The sequence below is a fragment of the Ruegeria sp. AL1 genome, assembly GCF_056540905.1.
The window spans coordinates 114,976-141,227 of sequence record NZ_JBQFXP010000002.1; the positions used below are offsets into that span (position 1 = coordinate 114,976).

At 58.0% G+C, this 26,252-nt stretch carries 25 protein-coding genes and 1 pseudogene; 17 read left to right on the forward strand and 9 right to left on the reverse strand.

All coding sequences use genetic code 11. The annotated features are described in order from the left end of the window. Positions 1–110 precede the first annotated feature (110 nt). From ACRZ9X_RS03635 to ACRZ9X_RS03645, 3 genes are all read left to right on the forward strand, one after another. Positions 111–764 (forward strand): protein-L-isoaspartate O-methyltransferase family protein, encoded by a 654-nt coding sequence (locus tag ACRZ9X_RS03635; RefSeq protein ID WP_480516006.1) that lies wholly within the window; start codon positions 111–113, stop codon positions 762–764. Positions 765–859: 95 nt separating this feature from the next. Continuing rightward, on the forward strand, positions 860–2,278 hold the full coding sequence (locus ACRZ9X_RS03640) for a TolC family outer membrane protein (protein ID WP_480516007.1): 1,419 nt from the start codon (positions 860–862) through the stop codon (positions 2,276–2,278). A gap of 74 nt (positions 2,279–2,352) precedes the next feature. Continuing rightward, positions 2,353–3,108 carry a hypothetical protein gene (locus tag ACRZ9X_RS03645; protein WP_480516008.1) on the forward strand — a complete coding sequence of 252 codons (756 nt, stop codon included), beginning with the start codon at positions 2,353–2,355 and terminating at the stop codon, positions 3,106–3,108. Between the two features lie 3 nt (positions 3,109–3,111). On the opposite strand, the gene ACRZ9X_RS03650 is transcribed toward ACRZ9X_RS03645, so the two are convergent. Then, a complete protein-coding gene (locus ACRZ9X_RS03650) occupies positions 3,112–4,569 on the reverse strand; it encodes a cobyric acid synthase (RefSeq protein WP_480516009.1) in 1,458 nt (485 codons plus the stop codon). 60 nt (positions 4,570–4,629) lie between these two features. On the opposite strand from ACRZ9X_RS03650, the gene ACRZ9X_RS03655 reads away from it, so the two are divergent. Next, positions 4,630–5,199 (forward strand): cobalamin biosynthesis protein CobQ, encoded by a 570-nt coding sequence (locus ACRZ9X_RS03655; RefSeq protein ID WP_480516010.1) that lies wholly within the window; start codon positions 4,630–4,632, stop codon positions 5,197–5,199. 79 nt (positions 5,200–5,278) lie between these two features. Here ACRZ9X_RS03655 and ACRZ9X_RS03660 read toward each other — a convergent pair whose 3' ends face one another. Further along, complete coding sequence (locus ACRZ9X_RS03660) at positions 5,279–5,599, reverse strand: DUF6280 family protein (protein ID WP_037310273.1); 321 nt, start codon at positions 5,597–5,599, stop codon at positions 5,279–5,281. Between the two features lie 219 nt (positions 5,600–5,818). Between ACRZ9X_RS03660 and efp the strand changes: the two genes are divergently transcribed. Then, positions 5,819–6,382 carry an elongation factor P gene (gene efp / locus ACRZ9X_RS03665; RefSeq protein ID WP_480516011.1) on the forward strand — a complete coding sequence of 188 codons (564 nt, stop codon included), beginning with the start codon at positions 5,819–5,821 and terminating at the stop codon, positions 6,380–6,382. Between the two features lie 55 nt (positions 6,383–6,437). On the opposite strand, the gene ACRZ9X_RS03670 is transcribed toward efp, so the two are convergent. Together ACRZ9X_RS03670 and ygfZ are read right to left on the reverse strand one after the other, a co-directional pair. Continuing rightward, entirely contained in the window at positions 6,438–7,379 is a 942-nt protein-coding gene (locus ACRZ9X_RS03670) for an ABC transporter transmembrane domain-containing protein (protein WP_480516012.1), read from the reverse strand. A gap of 106 nt (positions 7,380–7,485) precedes the next feature. Continuing rightward, positions 7,486–8,223, reverse strand: a complete 738-nt coding sequence (ygfZ, locus tag ACRZ9X_RS03675) for a CAF17-like 4Fe-4S cluster assembly/insertion protein YgfZ (RefSeq protein ID WP_480516013.1) — start codon at positions 8,221–8,223, stop codon at positions 7,486–7,488. A gap of 73 nt (positions 8,224–8,296) precedes the next feature. Here ygfZ and ACRZ9X_RS03680 point away from each other — a divergent pair, with 73 nt between their 5' ends. Beyond that, positions 8,297–8,971, forward strand: coding sequence for a TIGR04283 family arsenosugar biosynthesis glycosyltransferase (locus ACRZ9X_RS03680; RefSeq protein WP_480516014.1), 675 nt, complete (start codon positions 8,297–8,299; stop codon positions 8,969–8,971). 7 nt (positions 8,972–8,978) lie between these two features. Here the strand turns inward: ACRZ9X_RS03680 and ACRZ9X_RS03685 are convergent. Together ACRZ9X_RS03685 and ACRZ9X_RS03690 are read right to left on the reverse strand one after the other, a co-directional pair. Next, positions 8,979–9,734: pseudogene (locus ACRZ9X_RS03685) on the reverse strand (hypothetical protein); the annotation flags it as partial. Positions 9,735–9,811: 77 nt separating this feature from the next. Beyond that, positions 9,812–10,681 (reverse strand): MurR/RpiR family transcriptional regulator, encoded by an 870-nt coding sequence (locus ACRZ9X_RS03690; protein ID WP_480516015.1) that lies wholly within the window; start codon positions 10,679–10,681, stop codon positions 9,812–9,814. 155 nt (positions 10,682–10,836) lie between these two features. Between ACRZ9X_RS03690 and ACRZ9X_RS03695 the strand changes: the two genes are divergently transcribed. The 9 genes from ACRZ9X_RS03695 (at position 10,837) to ACRZ9X_RS03735 (ending at position 20,202) form a co-directional block, all read left to right on the forward strand. After that, positions 10,837–11,592: an N-formylglutamate amidohydrolase gene (locus tag ACRZ9X_RS03695; protein WP_480516016.1), complete on the forward strand. Its 756-nt coding sequence runs from the start codon at positions 10,837–10,839 to the stop codon at positions 11,590–11,592. A gap of 8 nt (positions 11,593–11,600) precedes the next feature. Next, on the forward strand, positions 11,601–12,173 hold the full coding sequence (locus ACRZ9X_RS03700) for a TRAP transporter small permease subunit (RefSeq protein WP_480516575.1): 573 nt from the start codon (positions 11,601–11,603) through the stop codon (positions 12,171–12,173). Further along, the gene (locus ACRZ9X_RS03705) at positions 12,170–13,489 is read left to right on the forward strand and encodes a TRAP transporter large permease (protein WP_480516017.1); all 1,320 of its coding nucleotides are present in this window, start codon (positions 12,170–12,172) and stop codon (positions 13,487–13,489) included. The genes ACRZ9X_RS03700 and ACRZ9X_RS03705 overlap by 4 nt, the downstream gene beginning before the upstream one ends. A 17-nt stretch (positions 13,490–13,506) precedes the next feature. After that, entirely contained in the window at positions 13,507–14,148 is a 642-nt protein-coding gene (locus ACRZ9X_RS03710; protein WP_480516018.1) for a Link domain-containing protein, read from the forward strand. Between the two features lie 58 nt (positions 14,149–14,206). Then, the gene (locus tag ACRZ9X_RS03715; protein ID WP_480516019.1) at positions 14,207–15,241 is read left to right on the forward strand and encodes a TRAP transporter substrate-binding protein; all 1,035 of its coding nucleotides are present in this window, start codon (positions 14,207–14,209) and stop codon (positions 15,239–15,241) included. Between the two features lie 90 nt (positions 15,242–15,331). Beyond that, positions 15,332–16,684, forward strand: a complete 1,353-nt coding sequence (locus ACRZ9X_RS03720; RefSeq protein WP_480516020.1) for a glutamine synthetase family protein — start codon at positions 15,332–15,334, stop codon at positions 16,682–16,684. 93 nt (positions 16,685–16,777) lie between these two features. Then, the gene (locus ACRZ9X_RS03725) at positions 16,778–18,160 is read left to right on the forward strand and encodes an aldehyde dehydrogenase family protein (protein ID WP_480516021.1); all 1,383 of its coding nucleotides are present in this window, start codon (positions 16,778–16,780) and stop codon (positions 18,158–18,160) included. 67 nt (positions 18,161–18,227) lie between these two features. Continuing rightward, positions 18,228–19,373 (forward strand): iron-containing alcohol dehydrogenase, encoded by a 1,146-nt coding sequence (locus ACRZ9X_RS03730; RefSeq protein ID WP_480516022.1) that lies wholly within the window; start codon positions 18,228–18,230, stop codon positions 19,371–19,373. Positions 19,374–19,431: 58 nt separating this feature from the next. After that, positions 19,432–20,202: an alpha/beta hydrolase gene (locus ACRZ9X_RS03735; RefSeq protein ID WP_480516023.1), complete on the forward strand. Its 771-nt coding sequence runs from the start codon at positions 19,432–19,434 to the stop codon at positions 20,200–20,202. A gap of 13 nt (positions 20,203–20,215) precedes the next feature. On the opposite strand, the gene ACRZ9X_RS03740 is transcribed toward ACRZ9X_RS03735, so the two are convergent. Further along, positions 20,216–20,497, reverse strand: coding sequence for a DUF1496 domain-containing protein (locus tag ACRZ9X_RS03740; protein WP_170652487.1), 282 nt, complete (start codon positions 20,495–20,497; stop codon positions 20,216–20,218). Between the two features lie 992 nt (positions 20,498–21,489). Next, the gene (parE, locus tag ACRZ9X_RS03745) at positions 21,490–23,448 is read right to left on the reverse strand and encodes a DNA topoisomerase IV subunit B (RefSeq protein ID WP_480516024.1); all 1,959 of its coding nucleotides are present in this window, start codon (positions 23,446–23,448) and stop codon (positions 21,490–21,492) included. 154 nt (positions 23,449–23,602) lie between these two features. On the opposite strand from parE, the gene ACRZ9X_RS03750 reads away from it, so the two are divergent. Next, on the forward strand, positions 23,603–24,211 hold the full coding sequence (locus tag ACRZ9X_RS03750) for a carboxymuconolactone decarboxylase family protein (RefSeq protein WP_480516025.1): 609 nt from the start codon (positions 23,603–23,605) through the stop codon (positions 24,209–24,211). Positions 24,212–24,276: 65 nt separating this feature from the next. On the opposite strand, the gene ACRZ9X_RS03755 is transcribed toward ACRZ9X_RS03750, so the two are convergent. After that, the gene (locus ACRZ9X_RS03755) at positions 24,277–25,149 is read right to left on the reverse strand and encodes an alpha/beta fold hydrolase (RefSeq protein WP_480516577.1); all 873 of its coding nucleotides are present in this window, start codon (positions 25,147–25,149) and stop codon (positions 24,277–24,279) included. 127 nt (positions 25,150–25,276) lie between these two features. Here ACRZ9X_RS03755 and ppk2 point away from each other — a divergent pair, with 127 nt between their 5' ends. Beyond that, positions 25,277–26,206, forward strand: coding sequence for a polyphosphate kinase 2 (gene ppk2, locus ACRZ9X_RS03760; protein WP_480516026.1), 930 nt, complete (start codon positions 25,277–25,279; stop codon positions 26,204–26,206). Positions 26,207–26,252: the final 46 nt, after the last annotated feature.

Below are 26,252 nucleotides of genomic sequence, written 5' to 3' on the forward strand. Positions count from 1 at the left end.
GGGCGGCATCGGGTTTTTTTGCCGCGCAGGTTTTGATGCCTGGGCCGTTGCCGCTTGGCGGTCGATGTGGCACAAGCCGGAGAGACACGGCAAAGCACACGAGCGACCACATGACAGATTTTGCAGCCCGGCGCCTTACGATGGTTGATACGCAGATTCGACCTTCCGATGTGACCAAGTTTCCCATTATCGATGCCATGCTGAAAGTGAAGCGCGAGAACTTCGTTCCGGATGCGCAGCGGGAAGCGGCTTATGTTGATGGGCTGGTCGATCTGGGCGAAGGGCGCTGCGCGTTGGAGCCGCGGACATTGGCCAAGATGCTGGACGCGGTGAATATCACCGAGGAAGAGGTTGTGCTGGATATCGCCGCAGGGCTTGGATATTCAACCGCCGTCGCGGCGAAGATGGCGCAACTGGTTGTTGCCGTTGAGGAAAACGAAGCGCTTGCCAGTGAGGCACAGTCCGTTCTGGCCGAGGCCGATGTCGATAACGCCATCGTGCATGGCGGTCCGCTGGCCGAGGGTGCCGCCGAACATGGGCCCTATGATGTGATCATGATCCAAGGCGGGGTGGAAACGGTGCCTGCCGCGCTTTTGGATCAGCTCAAGGAACACGGTCGGATCATTTGTGTGTTCATGGAGGGGGATTTGGGCACCGTCAGGGTGGGACGCAAGTCAGCCGGTCGTGTCACCTGGCGCCATGCTTTCAACGCAAGTGCCCCGGTCCTGACGGAATTTTGCGCTGAGTGTGCATTTTCGCTATAGTTGACCAATAGTTTATTTTGACGCCTTGATTACTTGAAAACAAGGCCGCAAATTGCTCTGGTGATTGCGTAATTTCGTTTTGAGAGGATTTGGTGATGCGTGGGACGGCGAAAGGGAAGCTGGTCAGATCGTTGGCTTTGACCGCTGGCGTTGCGTTGAGTGCGCTGCCCGGACGTATGGTGTGGGCGGATAACCTGACCGATGCTTTCATCGGCGCGTATAACACAAGCGGTCTGCTAGAGCAGAACCGCGCCCTGTTACGCGCTGCGGACGAAGATGTAGCCATTGCCTTATCCGCGCTGAGGCCGATCATCAACTTTACTGCGCAGGTCAGTCAGGACACCACACGAGTATCGAACAGCGCCGGGGTGACGCGCACCGAGCCGTCCAACTTCTTTACCGGGCTGACGCTAAGCCAGTTGATTTATGACGGCGGTTTCTCGGTTTTGGGAAAGCAGGCCGCGCAGGAAATCGTTTTGTCGACGCGCCAGACCCTGATTGATATTGAACAGGTGATCCTGTTTCGGGCGGTGAATGCCTATCTGGGTGTCGTGCTTCAGGAAGAAACCGTTCAAATTCAGCAAAACGACGTGGATGTGTCAGCAGAAGAACTGCGCGCCTCGCAGGATCGTTTTGAAGTGGGCGAAGTGACACGCACGGACGTAGCGCTGTCCGAAGCGCAGCTTGCCAGCGCGCAGGCGGAACTTGCGGTAGCCCGCGGTAACCTCAGCACGGCGCAAGCGGAATACGTCAACGCGGTTGGCAAGCAGCCGGGACGTACGTCGGGCCAGCCCAGCCTGCCGCCTTTGCCGCGGTCGGAATCCGAGGCGATTTCGTTCGCTCGAAACAACCACCCGGCCATTCTTTCGGCCCAGCACGAAGTGCGCGCGCTGGATCTTGGGGTGCAGCAGCAGCGGGCGAATCTGGGCCCCAATGTCAACCTGAGCGCCGATGCTGGTATTACCGAGAGCTTTGACAACGATGATAGCGTCGAAGACGCAACCATCGCGCTGACATTCAATCAACCGATTTATGCCGGTGGTCGGTTGGCGGCGGAAGTGCGCCGGGCCATGGCGACACGCGATGCATCTCGGGCCAACCTTCTGAACGTGCAAAAGGACATCACCCAAGGCGTGTCGGAAGCCTATGCCAACTTTCAGGCCGCGTCTGCAAGCCTGCGGGCCTCAACCGAGCAGGTGCGCGCTTCGCAGGTTGCCTTTGACGGCATCCGCGAAGAGGCAACACTGGGCGCAAGGACAACGCTGGACGTTCTGAACGCACAGCAGGACCTTCTGGATGCGCAACTGAACGAGGTTGCATCGCGGACCGAGCGGTCGCTGGCGGCATATCAGCTGTTGCAGGCGCAGGGTCTTCTGACGGCGGAACGTCTTGGTCTGGCGGTTCAGATTTATGACCCGACGCTGTACTATAACCTGGTCAAGAAGGCCCCGGCGCAGGTCAGCAAGCAGAGCAAGGATCTGGATCGGGTGCTCAAGGCGTTGCGCCGCGAGTAAGGATTGTAGCTACCGGTTGTGGCGCTGGGTTGGATTGGGTACAATCGACTCAAGGCAAAGAGCGGTAGAGAACAATGTCTGATAGTGTAGTGAATGCAGGTTCAGAGGACGTCCTGTCATCGGTCAAGCGTTTGGTCGATGAGGATGTACGCGAAGAATCAGAGTTTATCTTTGTTCCGTCGTCGCCTCAGCGCAATCACGGGCGGCTCGTGCTGACCGAGGCGCTGCGCGTCAGCGCGGAATCGCCGACGCGAGGCAAGGCTGATCCTCTGAAGCTGACACCGCGGGACAGTATCTCTTCAGCCGGGCCGATGAATGCGGCCAATCTGTCCGATTTGCCGGAAACACCAATGCGCCTGCAGCCCTGTGACAAGGTGAGTGTAGATGATCCCGCCGAACCGCCCAAAGCCCCGGAAGGGAACCGCCAGCGGGACCTTACCGGCAGCTTGAGTGCAAAGATCGAAGCGCTGGAGGCGGCGATTGCGCGAACCGAGGACCAGTGGGAGCCGGACGGGCAGAGCAATGATGCCTATTCCGGCACGAAAACGCGCGCGGTCGAATGGCCCACGGACGCTGCCGAAACTCAGGCGGCGACGGAACCAAAGATGACGTTCATCAGAAGCAAGCGTCCCGGGCAGGACAAACCGGGTTCGGCTGAAAAAGCGCCTGAGGCCACAGTTGCATTGGACGATGACGCCCTGCGCGCGCTGGTAACCCAAATCGTGCGCGAGGAGTTGCAGGGTGCGCTTGGGGAAAGAATTACCAAGAACCTGCGCAAACTGGTGCGCCGTGAGATCAACAGGGCAATCGCCACGCGGGATCTGGACTAATCCTCACCCGCGCTGAGGCGCTTGCGCCAATGCCAATACCTGATCCAGATCCATGTGCCGCTCGAGGTGGTCGGCCAGCGCGTCCAGGACCTGGTCTACCCCATCTTCATATGAAATCTCGGATGTCACGCCCAGTTGCGCCAGATAGGTGGCGCGGAACCCGTCGGCTGCAAAAATTCCGTGCAAATAACTGCCGCGAATGCGTCCGTTCGCGCTGGCGGCCCCTTCGGGGCGACCATCGACCTCAAGCCAGGCGCGATTGCAATCAGGGCCTTCTGTGCGCCCCATGTGGATTTCATATCCGCTGACATGCTCGCGACCGGGCAGGGCGATGGCATTGCGCAACGTGACCTGTTTCTTGTCTTTCATGACTGTGGTCACGTCCAGCAATCCCAGACCCTTGACCTTGCCCGGACGACCATCCACCCCGTCCGGGTCGTCGATGGATTGCCCCAGCATCTGATAGCCGCCACATAATCCCAGCACATGCCCGCCGCGCCGGACATGGGCGTGCAGGTCAATGTCCCAGCCCTGAGCCCGGAAATACGCCAGATCGCCGATTGTGGATTTACTTCCGGGCAATAACACAAGGTCCGCATCGCCAGGCAGGGCGCGCCCGGCGGGCACGATCTCGACCGTAACGCCGGGTTCTGCCGACAGCGGATCGAGGTCATCGAAATTGGCCATTCTCTCGAGCTGAGGCACAACCACCTTGCACGTCCCGCCGGAGTGAGAACGGATGTCCATCATGTCTTCGGCGGGAAGTTTCCAGGCATCGTGAAACCAGGGAACCACACCCAGACAGGGCCAGCCGGTCCGCGCGGCGATATCGTCCCGGCCTTCGTCGAACAGTGCAACGTCGCCTTTGAACCGGTTGACGGCAAAGCCCCGGATCATGTCGCGGTCACCGGCGTCCAGCACCGCCTGCGTTCCCACGATCTGCGCAATGACGCCGCCCCGGTGAATGTCGCCGACCAGCACAACGGGTACACCAGCGGCGCAGGCAAAGCCCATATTCGCAATGTCTCCCCTTCGCAGGTTGGTCTCGGCCGGACTGCCAGCGCCTTCGATCAGCACCAGATCGGCATCCGCACACAACCTGTCAAAACTTTCGAGTGCGGCCCCCAAAAGTCTGGATTTGTCCTTGCGGTAGTCACCAGCCTTCATCGTCCCCGCGCGTTGACCCTGCACGATGATCTGAGCCCCCGTATCCGTTTCCGGTTTCAACAGGATCGGGTTCATGTCCGTATGGGGCGGTCGCCGTGCAGCCCAGGCTTGCAAGGCCTGCGCGCGCCCGATCTCGCCGCCATTCTGGGTGACAGCGGCGTTGTTGGACATGTTTTGCGGCTTGAATGGCGCAACTTTCAGCCCGCGTCGTGTGTAGGCGCGGGCCAGGCCGGCCACGAGAACTGATTTGCCGACATTGCTGCCGGTGCCCTGAATCATGATGGACCGAACCATGGCCTGTCTCCTATGCTGGCGCGCAGATGACCTGATTTGACGGCAAAGGAAAAGCCCCAGATGAACACGCCCGCGCATCTTTTGATCGGGGCCGCGGTCTTTGCCCGTCCTGCGCGTGGCCCTGTGCTTGCGGCAGCGCTGCTGGGATCGCTGCTGCCGGATGCTTCGCTTTATATTCTGGCCGGGGTATCGCTGTTTCTGCTGGGTATCCCCGAGCAGGTGGTATTCAGACAGCTCTATTATTCGCCCGAATGGCAGACGGTGTTCGCCATCGACAATTCATTTCTGCTCTGGGCCGCCGCTCTGATCTTGGGCCTTTGGCGGCGATGGGCATTTCTGACTGTGATGGCCGGGGCCGGGCTGCTGCATCTGGGGCTGGACTTCTTTCTGCATGCCGGGGACGGGCGGCCGCAGTTCTGGCCAATCACCGCATGGGTGTTCCACAGCCCGGTCAGCTATTGGGACAGCTCACACCACGCGCTCTGGGTTGCGCCAGTGGCGATGCTTGCATGTGTTTTATCATATGTTGTGCTGTGGCGGCGGGGGATAAGTGCAGGCGCTACACTGTTCTTTGGCGTTCTTTTGGCTGCTGAAATCTGGGTTGCGCGCCAGTGGATCCTGTTTTTCTGAAGAGCAAAGCCAGCTCAGGCCAATGAAAAACGCGCTCTGAGCGAAAGAGCGCGTTTTTTCTGTAGGTCGCGTTTATTGGTCAGGCTGCTTCGGCCTGCTGTGCGGCATTGCGGCGCTCGCTTTCTTCGCGAGACAGCGCAACCGAGGTGCGAACACCACGGCCCACAAATTCCATCAGGCCGCTGACCACGCGTTCGTTCGGGTCGATCCCGGCGCAGGACAAAACCTCGCGCCCATCGCGCGAGCGCGCCCAGCGGGCAATCTGCTCGGGGCCGTTGCCATATTTCTTGTCGTCCGCAATGGCATCGTCCAAAGCAGCCAGTACGACAGCCGCAAACAGTTTCCGAGCGCGGTTCCCCTGCTCATTGTTAAAGGCAGTGCCGTCAACGAAATCTCTCATCTCGTCTTCCTTGTTGTTCTTGCTCTTGCAATTTTCGGCGTAGCGGTGCTTATGACCTATTCAGCGCGATTCGGATACAGCAAAAATGCATAGCTACGTTGCGTAATGTGCATGGCTTTCTGCATGTGCAGCACTAGGTATCGTTGTCTTGCCAGGTGGTGTCCCGCCAGATATAGGGACGACAACTGACGCATCAACCGTTTGTGAAGGATTTATGTCATGCCCAAGATAAATGGGAACGAAATTCGCCCCGGTAACGTGCTTGAACATAATGACGGGCTGTGGGCAGCGGTCAAAGTGGACCACGTAAAACCCGGTAAAGGCGGCGCTTTTGCACAGGTCGAACTGCGCAACCTGCGCAATGGATCAAAGCTGAACGAAAGGTTCCGCTCGGCGGACAAGGTTGAACGTGTGCGCCTGGAACAGAAAGATCAACAGTTTCTGTACGAATCCGATGGCATGTTGGTGTTCATGGACTCCGAGACCTACGAGCAGATCGAACTGCCCGCCGAACTGCTGGGCGAACGCCGCCCGTTTCTGCAGGACGGCATGACCATCGTGGTCGAGTTCTACGAGAGCGAAGCGCTGAATGCGACGCTGCCTCAGAAGGTCACCTGCAAGATTGTCGAGACCGAACCGGTCGTCAAAGGCCAGACCGCCGCGAACTCATTCAAGCCTGCTGTACTGGACAATGGCGTCAAGGTGATGGTGCCGCCGTTCATCGGTCAGGACGAGATGATCGTCGTGAACACCGAATCGATGGAATATTCTGAGCGCGCCTGATCGCAGCGCCACAGCCGTGTTGAAAACCGCGCCTGCCTTGGTGCGGTTTTCTTTATTATCGGTCGTCGATTCTTCGATACCGTGAAGGGTCGGGACCGAACAGTTCCAGCATCAGTTCGAACTTGATCCGGTTGGCACTTACCTGGCGGTAAAATGCAATCAGAAACGATGTCGGTCCCTGAATGCGGCTGAGGCCACTTGTCGCTGCAACCACGGTGCCAACATCTGTGCGCCCTTGCAAAACAAGCCAACCGCCCAGCATGAGGACGCCAACGGTTCCAAGCCCGTTGATCACACTGAGCAGGAATTTGGCTGACAATTTCCAGACAAACATTTTTCGACGGGTTTCGAATATGTCATTGAACTCGGCGTCGATTTCATGAACGGCAGCCTGTATATCTTCATCCGTCAGCCGGTCGGTGGCATGTCGCAAAATACGTACACGATCAGCGATGAACCGGTTCACTCGGCGTTGTGAGATCAGGACGATGGCGATTTGCGGCAAGATCATCGACAGCGCGATCAGCCCAAGCTCTGGCTGTGTGGATGAGATATACCCGATCACGCTGAACAATGTTCCGATCTGCACCACCGGATCGGCAAAGGCCCCGCCAGCAAACTTGCCAAGTTCTTCCGCCTCGGCTGAAATCGCTGTTGTCATGGTGCCTTCGCGTGTTTCCTGACCACTGGCGCGCAGATCAGACGCGCGCATCAGTAATCGTCGTCTGATCAGGCGGATCATGTCCTCGCCCAATGTGCCCGAGCGGTATCCCAACAGCCATTTTAACCCGAGGCTCAGCAGGATGACTCCCATCATTCCGGCACCCAGCAGGAACAACCGCTCGGCCTCGACGTTGTCCTTGGTCAGGTGGTTGATGATGTCCCGTTGAAACTCAAGCGGTGCGGCTGCGAGGGCGGCAACAGCCAGCGACAGGATAATCAGAACAATCTGCCGCCCGGCACTCGCGCGCCAGATCGCGGTATAAAGCCGAAACATGCATACATCCCGAAACGTCCACCTCTTACAGTGATACCGCGCGCTCGGAGGACGTCAAACACTCAGCAAGGTGCCACCTGTGCAGGGTGATGCATCGGCAACATCGTTATTCCGGCAAATGCAGGGTTGCGTCGCCGGCGGTCATCTCTCCTTTGGCCCGGTCAAGGCGCAGGTAGGCGATGGCCTTGCCGCCGGATTGGGTGAACACGACCCCCGCCGCTTTGCCATTGGCCTGAATCTCGGCCCCGATTGGTGCGCTGCCTGTGATGTCGACGGTCCTCAGGCCCTTTCGCAACTCGGTCTTGTGTTTCATGCGAGCTGTGACCTCCTGACCGACATAACAGCCTTTCTTGAAATCCAGCCCATTCAGTGCCTCGAACCCGGATTCCAGGATGTAGCTGTCCGCCGTCAGCTCGACCCCGGTTTCCGGAATGCAGTGGCGCACCCGGATCGCGTCCCAATCAGTGCCGTCATCGCTTTCCGGATTGGTGCTGTAGCTGCGCCAGCCCAGATCAGCGTGCCGCGGGTCGGGCAGGGCACCGTCGGGGGCCGGACCGGTTCCGCGTTGCACGTTCAGGTCGGTCGCATCAATGCGCACATCCGCGCGCAGCTTATACATGGACAGCCGCTTGATCACGTCATCGGCTATCGTTTCTGCAACGTCCAGCACGACATCCGCGCCGTCGCGTTTCAAAAAGAAATCCGCCAGAAACTTGCCCTGCGGCGTCAGCAACGCTGCGTAGACCAACCCGTTATCAAGGCGCTGAATGTCGTTTGTGATCAGCCCCTGCAGAAAGCTGTCGGTATCCGTCCCGGTCAGGCGCAAAATGCGGCGATTGGGCATGGGTTGGTCCTCGTCTTTGGGTTTGGCACCGTGATATAGGCTTTCGCAACGCCATGACCAGAGGGTTTCCGACGTGTCCGCACCGATCAGTATCGTTATCCCGACGCTGAACGCCGGGAAAGAGCTGCCCGCGACTTTGCAGGCGCTGATGGAAGGGCTGCATTCTGGGCTGATCCGCGAGCTGATCGTGACCGATGGCGGCTCCACCGACCTGACGCTTGAAATGGCTGACGAGGCGGGGGCAGTGATTATCACCGGAGTGCCATCACGCGGCGGGCAATTGCGGCGGGGTTGCGATGCGGCAAAAGGCGAATGGCTAATGATCCTGCACGCCGACACCGAACTGCAACCTGGTTGGAGCGCAGTCGTGGCAGAGCACCTGACTTCGCCGCGCCCGGCTGCTTTCCGCCTTGTGTTCCGTGCAACGGGATTTGGCCCCAAATGGGTCGCGGGATGGGCCAATTTGCGCACTCGGTTGTTCGGGCTACCCTACGGGGATCAGGGCCTTTTGGTGCCGCGGCGGCTCTATGCTGCTGCGGGCGGTTTTCCGGATGTCCCCCTGATGGAAGATGTCGCCCTGATCCGGGCACTGCCGCGTGTTGTGGTGTTGAATGCGGCCGCAGTCACGAGTGCGGAACGCTATACCCGTCAGGGCTGGATCCGGAGGGGGGCTTGGAACCTTTGGACGCTGACCCGGTATTATTGCGGCGCGGACCCCGAGGTTCTGGCGCAGTCCTATCGGCGCTAAAGGCCGAGCGTAGCTCCACGATGGATTTACCCAGTCGGAAGGGCGCCGCAAAACTCACCAAACACAGCGCGACGATCTGCAAAACCAGAATATGCGCGTTGGCCTGCAGATACTCCCACTCGTCTTTCAGTTTTCCGACCTGATCCACCAGATCGTCATAGCTTTGCGCCAAAATCAGATAGTCGCCCGCAATCGCGGGCACTTTGCGGCGCATATTGTCGATGGCGGCTTGGGTGGTTTCGTCCAGAGTCGTGAAAACGAGAAACTGATCGATGTTGAATGCGTCAGCCTTGGCGGTCATTTCGCGCATGTCATCCATGTCGTCCTTGTCCTGACGTCCAAACAGAAACTGAAGCCCCTGCAGGGGGGCCACTTCGTTGGTAACGGCGATAAACAAGGGCAATTCTGAGTTGCTGGCGGTTGAGGCCGACAGAAACTCGACCTTTTCGCACAAAACCCCGGTATCCGGGTCATAGGCCGGATCACAAAAGCGCAGCCGAAAGCGCGCGGCATCCCTGTCAAAAGCAAGCGTGGCGGCGTAGGCGACGTCGATCTGCCGGTCCAGTCGAGAACTGTCCGAGGTATAAAGCCCCGCCAGAACCGCCACCAATGCACCGATGCCGCCCAGTACAACCCAGACCAGATCGGCCAGCTTCCAGGCACGATGTCCGGCTGGCTTGCGAAACAGAAATCCAGTGCCGATCAACCCGATCAAGAAGAAGATGATCAGCAACGGTAATTGATTTTCAGTCACAAAAGTCATGGCTCCAAAGTGAACCTCTGCCGCGCGGCTGGCAACACTCCTCACGCGCAGTTGTAGAATTGCGGGGTTTGTAACAGTTAAGAGCCTGAACTTTGGCCAAATTTTCTGAACAGCTTGGTGCGGTCGAACGCCTGTTCCAGCTCATCCGTGCGGTCTTTGACCGAATCCCACAGCCGTTCCTGCATTTCGGCGATGACACATTCCATCAAAGTCAGGATCGCAGCCATCGAATCCCATGCCGACGGTACGGCAATACGGGCCGCGAAGGTGTGCTTGGCCATGCGATGAATGGGCGAGCGCCACTGATCCGTCAGCAAAACAATCTGCGCCTGGCGTTCCTGACACAGCTGGCCGATCAGTAAAGTCGTATTTTCGTAGCGCCGAACATCCAGTGCGATCAGCACGTCATCCTTGCGGATATCCAGCAATTCATGGGTCCATGACGCGGCCACCGGCAAAAGGCGCACATCCGGTCGTATCATCTGCAAATGAAGATACAGGTATTGCGCCAAAGTGCCCGTGATGCGACCGCCGGTGATGAATATCCGCCGGGAGGGGTCGCATAACAGGTTGCAGAAACTGTCAAATTCCGACGGATCAATCTCGTCAATCGTGCGTTTCTGGTTGGCGAGCGTTTGCTGGGAGTAGCGGTTGAGAATGTGTTCCTCGGGCAGATCGTTTTTCCAGACATCGCGCTTGGCAACGGGGTCCGAGATCATCTCTTTGACCTCGCTGCGCAGGGCGGCCTGAAACTGCGGATAGCCGTCAAACCCGGTTTTTTGCAGCATTCTGGCAACCGTCGTGGTCGAAACCGACGCGGCCGTCGCCAGCTCGGTGATGCCACCAAGCCCGGCCATAGGGTAGTCGTCCAGCAAAACGCCGAGCAGTTGCCGCTCGGAAGGTGTCATCTTGTCACGATGGGCCAACAGCCGATCCGTCACACGCACTTAAGATCCTCCTCTCAGCGTTTCGGTGTCAGTGTGAATAATTTTTCATCAAGTTCAAGTGTGGTGTAATTTTAACAGGAAAATTATTGACAGATGTGTAATGCTTGTGGAAATTTTTCCAGAACCGATCATTCTTGGAATCACAGGGCAGCAGATTGGACTTCGGCACAGTTGTTCACACAGAAAACGCGGGCACCGCGCCGTCGGTTTTGGTGGTGTGCGAGCATGCGTCGAACCGTATCCCGGAATTTCTGGGCACCATGGGGCTGGATGCCGCGGCGTTGGATAGTCACATCGCCTGGGATCCGGGGGCCTTGGCCGTAGCTGAATTGATTGCCGGACGTTTATCTGCTGCATTGGTCTATGGGGGTGTCTCGCGTCTGGTTTATGATTGCAACCGGCCGCCCGAAGCCGCTGGTGCAATGCCGTCGCGCAGCGAAGACGTTGATATTCCCGCAAACGCTGCGCTGTCATCTGATGAGCGCAAGGCGCGGATTACCAACGTCTATGATCCGTTTCGAACAGCTTTGTCAGACCAGATAAGGACGCATCGAAGCTCATTGGAACTGATGGTGACAATTCACAGTTTCACCCCTGTATATCTGGGTCAGCGACGGCAAGTCGAACTGGGCATTCTGCACGGTGCCGACGACAGGTTCGCCCGCGCGATGATGGCAGGGTATTCCGTCGATAACCCTTATGTGACCCGTATGAACGAGCCTTATTCGGCCGCCGACGGCGTTGCACACACGCTGGATGCGCAGGCTCTGCCCAACGGGCTGCTGAACGTGATGATCGAGCTCAGAAATGATCTGATTGCGACACCCCGGCAACAAAGCAAGGCTGCGGAATGTCTGGTGCCGTGGATCACGCGCACGCTGGCCGGGTTCGAAGAGGGGGCAGCTGGGTGATCCGCGTCATGGGGGCATATGTCCGCGTGGTTGATGCGATCAACTACCGGGTCGGGCGGGTCATGATGTGGGGCCTGTTTGTGATGATGGGAATCTTGTTGTGGTCCTCGATCTCGAAGACCTTCTTTTTGCCTTCGCTCTGGACGCTCGAGATGGCGCAGTTCGCGATGGTGACCTATTACATCATGGGCGGGCCATATTCGATCCAATTGGGATCGAACGTGCGGATGGACCTGTTTTATCACAACTGGAGCCATCGCAAGAAAGCGTGGTTCGACGCTTTCACCGTTTTGCTTTTGATCCTGTATCTGGGGGTTTTGTTTTACGGTGGGCTGGGCTCGACCGCCTACAGTCTTGGTTACTGGGGCACAGAACCGGTGTCGTACTTCACCGGACTGCTGACCGGCAGTGAAGAGATCGGACGGCTTGAACGCTCATCTACCGCGTGGCGGCCCTATATCTGGCCGATTAAGTCGATCATGGTGTTGGGCTTTTTTCTGATGCTGCTGCAGGCGATATCAGAGTTCTTCAAGGACATCGCCAGGATCAACGGGCAGGAGATCGGGGTGCGTCGGGCATGAGCCAGGAATACATTGCCATCTTCATGTTTGCGTCGATGATGCTGATGCTGTTCACGGGCCAGCGTGTCTTTGGCGCGATCGGTGCCGTTGCCACCGTTGCCGCGTTGGCATTGTGGGGCACGGGCGGGCAGGACATCACCTTTTCTGCCGCGATGAAGCTGATGAAATGGTATCCGCTGCTGACCCTCCCGATGTTCATCTTCATGGGATATGTGCTGTCGGAAAGCCGTCTGGCTGATGATCTGTATCGCATGTTCCATGTTTGGATGGGCCCGGTAAACGGCGGGCTTGCGATAGGAACCATCGGTCTGATGGTTCTGGTTTCGGCCATGAACGGGCTCAGCGTTGCGGGTATGGCCATCGGCGCCACCATTGCGTTGCCCGAGTTGCTGCGGCGGGGGTATGACAAGACCATGGTTACCGGGGTCATTCAGGCGGGCTCCAGCCTGGGTATTCTGGTGCCACCCTCGGTCGTGCTGGTACTTTACGCGATGATTGCCCGGCAACCCGTGGGGCAGCTTTGGCTGGCTGGGATTGTGCCGGGTCTGCTGATGGCCGGGATGTTCATCCTTTATATTTGGGTGCGCTGCCGTATCCAGCCCGAGCTAGGCCCGGCTATGGAAGACGCGCACACCGTGCCGCGGGCCGAGAAAATCCGGCTGTTGGGGGCAGGGGCGCTGCCGCTGATCATCTTTGCGGCTATGATGGTGCCTTTTGTGAACGGTTGGACCTCGTTGGTGGAGAGCTCGGCGATCGGGGCGCTGACGGCGCTGGTTGTGTCGGTCGTGAAACGGCGCATGACCTGGAAGATTTTTGAGGATTGCACCAAGCAGACGCTGGCGATCTCGTGCATGTTCATGTGGATCATCCTTGCGGCATTGGGTTTTGGCGCGGTGTTCGACGGATTGGGAGCGGTCAGGGCGATCGACAACCTGTTTACCGCGCAGCTGGGACTGTCACCCTGGATGATCCTGATCCTGATGCAGTTGAGCTTTATCGTCATGGGCACATTTCTGGACGACACCGCGATGCTGGTGATTGTTGCGCCCCTCTATGTGCCGCTGGTTGGTGCGCTGGGCTTTGACCTGATCTGGTACGGGGTGCTGTATACGATCACCACCCAGATCGCGTACATGACGCCCCCCTTCGGATATAATCTTTTCCTGATGCGCGCGATGGCACCGCCGGAAATTACTCTGCGTGACATATACGGGTCCATTCTGCCATTTGTTCTGGTGATGGTGCTGGCTTTGTCGATCATCATGGTTTTTCCGCAGATCGCATTGTGGCTGCCAGATTACGTTTACGGCAAATGATCCAGGAGGCACGCAGAATGGACGAGGACAAGACTTCGCATAAACTGGAGCTCCGCATTCAAAAGCTCGAAAGCCGCATCCTGTATGGCGGCGCTGCAATCACGGCTATCGCGGCGGTTTTCGGGATAACCGGAATTGTCACATTGTCAGATGTCCGCGAAACTCTTGACGAGGCGGTGGACGCCGTTTTTGAAAGCGAAGCCAGCCAGGCCATTTCCGCAATGCAAAGCGAAGTGGAAGCCAAGCGGGACGAGATCTCGACTCACTATGAAGCGATCAAATCCGTTCGCTCAGAGCTATGCGCTGACCCCGGGTCGGTCGAAAAATACGGGTTCTGTATCTTTCACGCCTCGCCGCCGGGCGTGAACTACGTTCTGAACTACGGAGCAGCGGCCAGCCTGTGCGCCGCCAACGGGGCGCGTTTGTGCTCGGGCGCTGAAGTGAAAGCGGCGCATGGCAAAGGCTATTCGAAATGCGCGATCGGCTGGGTGTCCGATCTGGGCGCAAAATCGCGCCCGGGTGGCGATCCGACTTATAATCAGACCGGAACGCTGGCCATGTCGATGCAAACGGGAAGTGATGGATGTAAAGGCGGTTTCAGTACCTGGCCCGGGCAGAACATCGTGACCCAAACCGCCAACGCACATTGCTGCATGTGAGATAATCAGAGTGCCGGAAGGCATCACAAATCGAAACCCAACTGGAGAGGACGAAAACATGACAACAAGACGCAAGTTTCTGAAGACAGCCGGGGTTGGTGTCGCTGCCGCGCCTTTGGCGACGCCTGCGCTGGCACAAAGCACGATCACATGGCGGATGCAGACCTATGCGGGTCCGGCGCTGGCCGCCCATGTGATTGATCCGGCTATCGATATGTTCAACAAGATTGCCGGGGACCGGATGCAGATCGAGCTGTTCTATGCCGATCAGCTCGTCCCGACCGGTGAACTGTTCCGCGCCATGCAGCGGGGCACCATCGATGCGGTGCAATCGGATGACGATTCGATGGCCTCGCCCACCGAAGTGACTGTGTTCGGCGGGTATTTCCCGTTCGCCTCACGTTATTCTCTGGATGTGCCGGTGCTGTTCAACCAATACGGTCTGAACGAGATCTGGGACGAGGAATATTCGAAGGTTGGCGTCAAGCATATCTCGGCAGGAGCCTGGGACCCGTGCCATTTTGCGACCAAGGATCCGATCAACAGCCTTGAGGACCTGAAGGGCAAACGCGTCTTTACCTTCCCGACGGCAGGCAGATTCCTGAGCCAGTTCGGCGTGGTGCCCGTTACGTTGCCGTGGGAAGACATCGAAGTTGCCGTTCAGACCGGCGAATTGGATGGCATCGCGTGGTCGGGCATCACCGAAGATTACACTGTTGGATGGGCGGATGTGACCAACTATTTCCTGACCAACAACATTTCGGGAGCATGGGCGGGGTCGTTCTTTGCCAATATGGATCGCTGGAATGAACTGCCCGAGGATTTGCAGACCTTGTTCCGGGTGTGCTGTGACCAGTCTCACTACTATCGCCAGTGGTGGTATTGGGGTGGCGAAGCCAGCCTGCGCGTCAATGGTGACAAGCTGCAGCTGACATCGATTCCGGATGAAGAATGGTCACAGGTCGAAGAAGCAGCGGTTGTGTTCTGGGATGAGATCGCCGCCGAGTCCGAAATCAAGGCGAAAGTTGTGGACATCTTCAAGCAATATAACACCGACATGCTGAAGGCCGGACGGCCGTACCGCTACGGGTAATGCCATTGGCCGGCCCGCTTCTTGGCGGGCCGGCTTTTTCGAAGACCAAGAATTTTCGGCGAAAATTCTCGCACATCTCAGAGGTAATCTATGCTGACATTCGAGCATCTTAAGACACAGGTTGCGGCCGGAGAAATTGATACTGTGTTGGTTTGCATGGTGGATATGCAGGGCCGTCTGATGGGAAAACGGTTTCATGCCGCCCATTTCGTTGCCGGAGCCTGGGAAGAGACTCATTGCTGCAATTACCTTTTAGCGACCGACCTTGAGATGGGCACCCCGGACGGGTACGCCTCGACCAGTTGGGAGCGGGGTTATGGCGATTACGTCATGAAACCGGACCTCGGGACGCTGCGCCCGGTGCCATGGCTAGAAGGCACGGCGATGGTGATGTGCGATGTGCTGGATCATCACACGCATGAGGAAGTCGCACATGCTCCGCGTTCGGTTCTCAAGCGTCAGGTCAATCGTCTGAAAGAGATGGGCTATGACGCAATGTGCGCGACGGAGTTGGAGTTCTTTCTGTTCGAGAAGAGTTTTGATCAGATTCGCAAGGAAGGCTTTCGCGATCTGGAACCGATCTCGGGCTACAATGAGGACTACCACATCCTTCAGACCACCAAGGAAGAGCATGTGATGCGTCCGATCCGCAATCATTTGTGGGATGCGGGGATACCGGTTGAAAACTCGAAAGGTGAGGCCGAGACCGGGCAGGAAGAGTTGAATGTCAAATATGCGCCCGCGATGGAGACCGCCGAGTATCATTCGATCGCGAAAAACGCGGTGAAAGAGATTGCGTGGCAGCACGGGCATGCGGCGACGTTTTTGCCGAAGTGGCATCATGAGAAAGTGGGCAGTTCCTCGCACGTCCATCAGTCGCTTTGGGCTGGTGGGGAGCCAATCTTTTTCGACGAAAAAGATCCGCTTGGGATGTCGGTGGTGATGAAGAGCTATATGGCTGGATTGCTGAAATACGCGGCGGATTACACTTATTTCATGGCCCCTTATATCAACAGTTATAAGCGGTTCATGAAAGGCACCTTTGCGCCCACGCGGATCATCTGGTCGGTGGACAACCGTACCGCAGGGTTCCGCCTGTGTGGGGATGGCACCAAAGCTGTGCGAGTGGAGTGCCGGATTCCGGGCTCGGACATGAATCCCTATCTCGCGATAGCGGGTATGCTTGCTGCCGGGATTGCGGGGATTGAGGAGGGGCTGGAGTTGCAGCCTCCGACCAAGGGGGACGTCTATCAGGGCGAGACGGGGATGATCCCGGGCAACCTGCGTGCGGCGCGGGATGCGTTGCACGGGTCGGGCATGCTTCGGACGGCTATGGGGGATGATGTTGTGGATCATTATGCCCGCGCGGCTGAGGTGGAGATTGAAGAGTTCGAGCGGGTGGTGACTGATTGGGAGATTGCTCGCGGGTTTGAGCGAGCTTGAGGGACAGGAGCGAGGGGCCAGCCCCTCGCGCTCCCCGGGATATTTTTAGCCAGATGAAGCAGGGATCCTGCTGTCATTCGAGATGGAGTGAAGATGGGGCAGATGTTGAAATGTGTCTCGCCGGTTGATGGATCGGTTTTTGCAGAGCGTGAGGTGCTGTCGGCGGATACGGCAATGGCGGCCGTCGCACGGGCAGGTGCGGCGCAGGCGAAGTGGACGGCGCGGCCGTTGCAGGAGCGGATTGATCTTGTGATGGAAGGCGTGGCCGCTGTGGGTGCGATGAACGACGAAATCGTGCCCGAGCTGGCGCATATGATGGGGCGTCCGGTGCGTTATGGTGGCGAGTTTGGTGGCTTCAATGAGCGCGCCAGCCATATGGCTGCGATTGCCGAGGACGCGCTGGCCGATATTGCCGTGGGTGAGGATGAGACCTTTCAGCGCTATATCAAACGTATTCCGCATGGGGTGGTGTTTGTGGTGGCGCCCTGGAACTACCCTTACATGACGGCGATCAATACGGTAGCGCCTGCGCTGATCGCGGGCAATAGCGTGGTGCTTAAGCACGCCACGCAGACCCTTCTGGTGGGCGAGCGTATGGCGCAGGCGTTTCATGCGGCTGGTGTGCCTGAGGACGTATTTCAGAACGTGTTCCTCAGCCACGATGTGACCAACGACCTGATCGCGGGCAACGCCTTCGATTTCGTGAACTTCACCGGATCGGTAGGTGGCGGGCAGGCGATGGAGCGGGCTGCGGCGGGCACCTTTACCGGTGTCGGGACGGAACTGGGGGGTAAGGACCCCGGCTATGTCATGGAGGATGCTGATCTGGAGGTGGCGGTTGACACGTTGATCGACGGGGCGATGTTCAACTCGGGCCAATGCTGTTGCGGGATCGAACGGATCTACGTGCATGAGAGCCTCTATGATGAGTTTGTTGCCAAAGCGGTCGAGATTGTGAGGGACTATAAGCTGGGCAATCCATTGGATGCCGAGACAACGATAGGTCCGATGGCCAATGTGCGGTTTGCCGACGAGGTCCGGGCACAGATTGATGAGGCCGTCGCTGCGGGGGCGGTGGCTCATATCGACCCCTTCCCCGAAGATGATGGCGGTGCTTATCTGACCCCGCAAATTCTGACAAATGTCACCCATGACATGCGCGTGATGCGGGATGAGAGCTTTGGGCCTGTCGTTGGCATCATGAAAGTGTCCTCGGATGACGAGGCAATCGCATTGATGAATGACAGCGAATTCGGCCTGACCGCCAGCCTGTGGACCCGCGATGTGGAGCGCGCTGCGCGTGTTGGCGACCAGATCGAGACCGGCACCGTGTTCATGAACCGCGCGGACTATCTGGATCCGGGCCTGTGCTGGACGGGCTGCAAGAACACCGGACGCGGCGGCGGGTTGTCTGTTATCGGCTACCACAACCTGACACGTCCCAAATCCTACCACCTGAAGAAGGTCACGGCCTAAGGACGATTTGCCTGCCCCGGAGTGACCCCCTCACCGGGGCAGGCCTCAAAACAAAAGGAAATCTGACATGACACTTGTTGGAAACTGGTCCTATCCGACCGCGATCAAATTCGGCGCTGGCCGGATCAGGGAACTGCCCGAGGCCTGTGCCGCCGCCGGAATGAAGCGCCCGCTGCTGGTCACGGACAAGGGTTTGGCCGACCTGCCGATCACCACGGCCACGCTGGACATTATGGAGGCCGCAGGGCTGGGCCGCGGTCTGTTCAGCGACGTGGACCCGAATCCCAATGAAAAGAACCTCGAAGCCGGGGTTGCCGCCTATAATGGGGGCGGTCATGACGGGGTGATTGCCTTTGGTGGAGGATCGGGTCTGGACCTGGGCAAGATGGTCGCCTTCATGGCCGGTCAGACGCGCCCGGTTTGGGACTTCGAAGATATCGGCGATTGGTGGACCCGTGCGGATGGGGACGCCATCGCGCCCATCATCGCGGTGCCGACAACGGCTGGCACCGGGTCCGAAGTGGGGCGCGCCAGTGTCATTACCAATTCGGAAACCCACGCCAAGAAGATCATCTTCCACCCCAAAGTTCTGCCTACGGTCGTGATCTGTGACCCGGAACTGACTGTGGGCATGCCTAAGTTCATCACCGCGGGCACCGGTCTGGACGCCTTTGCCCATTGTGTCGAAGCGTTCAGCAGCCCGCATTACCATCCCATGTCTCAGGGCATCGCGCTGGAAGGGATGCGGTTGGTCAAGGACTACCTGCCGCGCGCCTATGCTGACGGAACCGATATCGAAGCGCGCGCCCAGATGATGAGCGCGGCGGCGATGGGGGCGACGGCGTTCCAGAAGGGCCTCGGCGCGATCCACGCGATGAGCCATCCGATTGGCGCGGTGTTCAACACCCATCACGGCACCACCAATGCGGTCTGTATGCCCGCTGTGCTGGATTTCAACGCCCCTACCATCGCCGACCGGTTCCAACAGGCCGCGGCCTATCTGGGCATTGAGGGCGGCTTTGACGGTTTCCGCGCCTTTGTGCAGGAATTCAACGATGCGCTGGGCATCCCGCGCAAACTCTCCGATCTGGGCGTGACCGAGGCGTCGATCCCTGAACTGGTCAAAGGCGCGATCATAGACCCGTCCTGCGGCGGCAACCCGATTGAGCTGACCGAAGACAACCTGACCGCGCTGTTCAAAGCTGCCCTTTAAGCCTCTTGCGCGCATTCTCCCTCATCATACATTCTGACTGTAGGTGAGGGAGATTTTCATGACAAAAGAGATTGTTCTGATCCACGGAGCCTTTGCCGGGCCGTGGTGCATGCAGGATTACGCGGAATTCTTCCGCGCGCGGGGCTGGACGGTGCATACCCCCGCGCTGCGCTATCATGGCGGGGACCCAAAGGCCGAGCCTGACCCGGGCCTGACCGACACCAGCGTCATGGACTACGCCGATGATATTGCAGCATTTTTGCAAGGCCTGGACAGCAAGCCTGTGCTGCTCGGCCACGCCATCGCGGGGGTGGTGGCGCAGCAGGTGGCGTCTCGGGGCCTGGCCAGCGCCATTGTCCTGATCAACCCGAATGCGGCTTGGGGGACCTTGCCCGAAACCGACGACGAACGCGCCGTGCCGCGCGCTTTGATGGAAGGCGGGGCGTTCTGGAAACAGCCCATGCGCGTCGATTTCGACCTGATGGCCCCCTTTGCGCTGAACAAGATGCCCGAGGCGCAGCAGCATGAGGTATTCGACCAGCTTGGCCCGGAAAGCGGGCGGGTGATGTTTGAGATGTTCTTTTGGATGTTCGACGATCACCACGCGATGAAAGTCGATATCGACAAGGTCGACTGCCCGGTTCTGATCGTCTCGGGCACCGAGGATCGGGCCGTGAACCCCAACACCTGCCGCGCGCTGGCGAAGCTTTACGGAGACCGCGCGACCTTTATGCCCGTCGAAAACCACGCGCATTTTCTGTTCATGGAACCCGACTGGGAAGGTCCCGCCGGGCAAATTGCCGTCTGGCTGGATGACAAGGTGGGCTAGCGCGCCCACCGCATTACCGGCTGGTCTGAAAGCTGCTTTGCGGTTTCCAACGCAGCTGACCATCCTCGCCCCGTGCACAACGCAACAGGTGTTCTTCGCGCGTGTTGACAGTTGAGGTCACGGTGTTGTCGCCGAACAGCACCACAAAGGCGTCCTCGGAATAGGCCATACCTTCGTAATAACAAAACCGCGTCTCAGCCCCGTCCGGAATCGGAGATGCGGTGCTGAGCATCTGCTGCGCAGAGGCTGCCGAGGCCATCAGGGTCAGGGCCAGCCCGAGGGTTACTGTTTTCATGTCGTCCTCCCGTTCGGAAATGTGTTCGTAGTTACATTGGGTCTTGGACGCTCGGAACCTCAAATGTCGTTCTTTGATAACGGATTGAGAGTAAGTGTGAACGGGATCAACGGGTTAGGCAAGGGGTTTGCGGTGTGCCGAGCTGAAGCCCGGCCTACGGGGAGATGGCCGGGATCGGACGCAGGTATTCTGGTGATGTAGGATGGGTGTTTACACCCATCCTATGCTTGCTTGAGACAATCGTTATAAGCACTCGTCCTGCGATTGCCGATATTCATTCACTACCTGTGGCGTTTTCGCAAAGTGTTCTAACTGCGAAATCTAGATCTTCTTGTGACTTCAGATTGGGCCAACGCGCCATGAAAAGATCGTCGATTATTTGCACTCCCTTAGTATCGATTACATCCAATGCAATTGTTCGAACTTGAATTCGATTTGGAAATAGTTCTCGAATATCAAAGACCTGCTCTGAATAAGTTATGGATTCTCCTGATGCAACCGGATCGAATTCAATAATTGCCCGACCATTTAATTCGAGCGCCTCTATTACCTTGTCATTGGAACTTACAATGAGACCAGAAATCGGTATGTTGGTAACGTTGTTTACCCTTACAGTAACTAAGTTTCCTTTTCCAACTGGACTAATCTCGGAGTATTCGACGATGCCAAGGTCAGTTACACATTTCTCAAGACGATCTCGAATTTCTTGATTGCTAGTAGAAGTCGGATCGATACGCCTGAACCACTCTGAAATCGAACGCGCACTTTCAGAACTAATGTTGTTGTCTTTTGCAGCTGATGGTTGACCGTAAACTACAGAAACAATCAGGGGCGCAATGCAGCAAGCAAGTGAAAGAAGAATTCTAATTTTCTCAGCCCATCAATTTTACGAAGAAACTCGATTTCCGCACAACTCTAAGGGCGCTTTCGGTGTAACTTGACCCTGCAAATCCAATTAGACGATCTAAGCTCTAATTGTGCAATCGTGTTTATCAAACATCTAGCTCCTCCACAAACCGCGCGTTCTCTTGGATATATTGGAACCGCAGTTCAGGCTTCTTACCCATCAGACGCTCGACCAGATCGCCGGTTTCGCCGGGTTCGTCCTCATCAATCGTGACGCGGATCAGTTTGCGGGAGGCGGGGTCCATTGTGGTCTCTTTCAGGTCTTTGGCGTCCATTTCGCCCAGGCCTTTGAAGCGCGAGACGTCGATCTTGCCTTTGCCACCCAGACCTTTTTCCAGCCATTCGTCTCGCTCGGCCTCGTCAAGGCAATAGACGCGTTTGGCCCCTTGGGTCAGGCGGTAGAGGGGCGGGCAGGCGAGGTACAGGTGGCCTGCGTCGATCATCGGGCGCATCTGGGTGAAGAAGAACGTCATCAGCAAGGATGCGATATGCGCGCCGTCGACATCGGCGTCGGTCATGATGATGATCTTGTCATAGCGCAGATCGTCGACGTTGAACTTGGTGCCAAGGCCGACACCCAAGGCCTGCGTCAGGTCGTTGATCTCGGCATTGGTGCCCAGTTTGGAACTGGCCGCGCCCAGCACGTTCAGGATTTTGCCGCGCAAGGGCAGCAGGGCCTGCGTTTTGCGGTCGCGGCCCATTTTTGCGGAACCACCGGCCGAGTCGCCCTCGACGATGAATAATTCGGTTCCGTCGCGTGTTGATGAAGAACAGTCCACCAGCTTGCCGGGAAGACGAAGTTTTTTAGTGGCGGACTTGCGTTGTGTTTCTTTCTCGGCCCGTCGGCGCAGGCGTTCCTCGGCCCTTAGGATGAGGAAATCCAGTATCGCGCCGGCGGATTTTGTGTCGGCGGCGAGCCAGTTGTCGAAATGGTCGCGGACCGAGTTTTCGACCAGCCGTTGCGCCTCGACCGTGGCGAGGCGGTCTTTGGTTTGGCCTACGAATTCGGGTTCGGAGATGAAACACGAGACCAGCGCGCAGCCGCCGGTGATCAGGTCATCGCGGGTGATCTGACCGGCTTTTTTGTTGTTGATCAGCTCTCCGTACGCCTTGATGCCTTTAAGGACAGCGGCCCAGAAGCCTGCCACATGGGTGCCGCCTTCGGGGGTGGGGACGGTGTTACAGTAGGATTGGATGAACCCGTCGCGAGAGGGCGTCCAGTTGATCGCCCATTCGACCTTGCCGGGGGTGCCGAATTTTTCGTTGAAATCTACGGTGCCTGCAAAGGGCTGCTCGGCATAGGTGGACGAGCCGTTCATCGTTTCTTTGAGGTAATCCGAGAGCCCGCCGGGGAAGTGGAACGTGGCCTCGGTCGGGGTTTCGCCGTCGTCGATATGAGATTTCCAGCGAATCTCAACACCCGAGAATAGGTAGGCCTTGGAGCGGATGGATTTGAACAGGCGGGCGGGTTTGAATTTGTGGTGGCCGAAGATCTCGGCATCGGCGTGGAAGGTGACCGTTGTGCCGCGCCGGTTGGGGGCCGCACCGATCTTTTCCACGGGGCCCAGAGGGATGCCGCGCGAGAAGCGTTGTTCGAACAGGGTTTTGTCGCGGGCCACCTGCACGACCATCGAGTCGGACAGGGCGTTGACCACGGACGCGCCCACGCCGTGCAGACCGCCCGAGGTCTGGTAGGCTTTGCCCGAGAACTTGCCGCCCGCGTGCAGGGTACACAAGATGACCTCGAGCGCGGATTTGTCGGGGAATTTCGGGTGCGGGTCGATGGGAATGCCGCGTCCATTGTCGCGGACTGTCAGGGCGTAATCTGCGTGCAGTTCGACCTCGATCCGGTTGGCGTGACCCGCGACCGCTTCGTCCATCGAGTTGTCGAGGATTTCGGCGACCATATGGTGCAAAGCGCGCTCATCCGTGCCGCCGATATACATGCCGGGGCGTTTGCGGACCGGTTCCAGACCTTCGAGCACCTCGATCGAAGAGGCGTCATAGGCGGTCGTGTTTTCGGGCGTCAAAAGATCGTCGGGCATGGGTGCTGCTCTTGTTTTCAAGTTTCCCCCATTATGGCAGGTGATGTGGTCCGGGGGAAGAGGGGCCCGAGGTGTTGTAGGTGGATTGCTGATGCTGCCGCGTTGCAATCCGGTGCAAACCCGGCTCAAGTGGTTGAGGAAACAGGAGGCGGTTATGAGCTGGATCAGGACAATTCCATTTGACGAAGCGACGGGCCGGTTGAGGACGCTCTATGAGCGGGTGACCGGGCCGGATAACAATGTGGACAACATCATGATGGCGCATTCGCTGCGGCCGCATACGATGGAAGCGCATATGGCGGTCTATAAGAACGTGCTGCATCACTCGGCCAATCAGGTGCCGAAGTGGTTTCTTGAGGTGCTGGGCGTATGGGTCAGCGCGTTGAACCGGTGCAGTTATTGCGTCGAGCATCATTTTGCCGGGCTGCAGCGGTTGCTGGGGGATGAGGCGCGTGGTGACGCGATCCGGGCCGCGATCGAGGCGGGTGAGCCGGGCGACGCCCCGTTGGATGCGGCGCAGGTTGCGGCGATGCGCTATGCGCGGGTGCTGACCGAGGCTCCGGCGGATTTGACTGAGGCGGATATCGAGGCGTTGCGGGCCGTTGGTTGGGACGATGGGGAGATTTTGGAGATCAATCAGGTGTGTTCGTATTTTTCCTACGCCAATCGGACGGTGCTTGGGTTGGGCTGTTCGACCGAGGGCGATGTTTTGGGCTTGTCGCCGAACAATTCGGATAACCCGGATGATTGGGGGCATCGGTGAGGGCAGGAGCGAGGGGCCAGCCCCTCGCGCTCCCCGGAGTATTTGGGAAAAGATGAAGGTGGGGGCTAGTGTTGCCAGGAGAGGATGGCGTTTGCGACGGCTTGCGGGTTTTGATGGTGTAGCCAGTGGTCGCAATCCGGCAATGTGATGCGGGTCAGGTCCGGTGCGAAGTCTTCGAGCCCCTTGGTGGATTGAGGCAGAAGGGCGCGATCCTGCAGTCCCCATAAAAGGAGATGTGGACAGGCCACGCGGAGTCTGTCCAGGGGCAGGGCAGGGATATCGGTTATTGGCTGTCCAGGTGCGGCTACCATGAGCGGGGAGGCGCGATACCAGTTCAACATTGCCTCGAGCCGGGCAGGGCGCGCCCATTCGCGCCGGTAGTCCTGCAGTTCCGCTGCCGTGAGCCAGTCCTGGCCCATGCCGAAGCGAAAGAAACGTTCCAGTCGCGCAAAGTTATTGGCCGAGAAATGTTTGGCTGCATCTGGTGCGCGCAGTTGGTTGATGTATTGCGAGGCTTCGGATTGCGCGCCGCCTGCGGCCATTTCCCGTTGAAATGGCACCGGATGGACGCCGTTGGCGATGATCAGCCGGTCAACCTGTTCGGGGCGAAACATGGCCAGCCCATAGGCAACTGATGCGCCCCAATCGTGGCCCAGGACCGTCACCGGTCTGCCGATGTGGTCGATCAGGGCGCTCATATCGGCGACCAGCTGTGACAGGATATAGTTTTTTACGCCTTTCGGGGCCCAGCTTTGTCCATAGCCGCGCTGATCCGGAGCGATGCAGTGATAGCTGTCGGCCAAATACGGTGCCAGATCGCGCCAGGCACCGCCATATTCCGGAAAGCCGTGCAGCATGAGCAAGGGTGGGCGGTCTGATTTACCCCAATGGCGGATAAAGAAGGGATGTCCGCCCAATGTGATGCGTTGGCTGTTCATCATGAGCCTTTTCTGGGTGCTTTTTGGGCGGAGTTGAGAGATTTCACCGCAGTTTGATGCCGATCAAAGCAGCAATTCGAGGTTTTTGCTAGGCGTTTGCCAAACAGTACATCAACGGAGAAACTGGATGGCAGCGATCGCCCAAACGGAAGAAAAGTCGCCTAAGATCAATATCGTTCCTGAAGCAAGGACCGAAACGGCAGTGCCCAGCACGGAAAAGATTCGGCGCGCCTTTGAAAGCGGGAAATATCCTTATGATCGAAAAATGGCACGGGCGGATTATGAACGCCAGAAGGCCCAGTTGCAGGCCGAATTGCTGAAGGTTCAGTTGTGGGCGCAAGAAACCGGCCAGCGGTTTGTTTTGCTGTTCGAGGGCAGGGACGCCGCCGGTAAAGGCGGTACGATCAAACGGTTTATGGAGCATTTGAATCCGCGTCAGGCGCGCGTTGTTGCGCTGAACAAGCCCACGGACGAAGAAAAGGGACAGTGGTATTACCAGCGGTATATCCGGCAATTGCCGACAGTTGGTGAGATGGTTTTCTATGACCGGTCCTGGTACAACCGCGCGGGCGTCGAGCGTGTCATGGGTTTCTGTACGCCCAACGAGTATCTGGAATTCATGCGTCAGACGCCCGAGTTAGAGCGGATGCTGGTCCGTTCGGGTATCCAGCTTTACAAGTATTGGTTCTCGGTCACGCAGACCGAACAACAACGGCGCTTCAAGAGCCGTGAGACGGATCCGTTGAAGCAGTGGAAACTGTCGCCAATCGACAAAGCCAGTCTGAGCAAATGGGATGATTATACCGAGGCGAAGGAGGCGATGTTCTTTTATACCGACACCGCAGATGCGCCCTGGACCATCGTCAAATCGAATGACAAGAAGCGTGCGCGTCTGAACTGTATGCGGCATTTCCTGTCGACCGTGGATTATCCGGACAAAGACCATTCGGTGGTCGGTGAGCCGGACCCGCTGATCGTGGGGCAGGCGCATCATGTCATTCATCGGTCCGAGCATATTCTGGGCACGTCACTGCACCCGGATGGCAAAGCGACCTGACCTGCCGCGCTGAATAGTGATGCCGCCGCCCTTTCGCCCGGGCGGC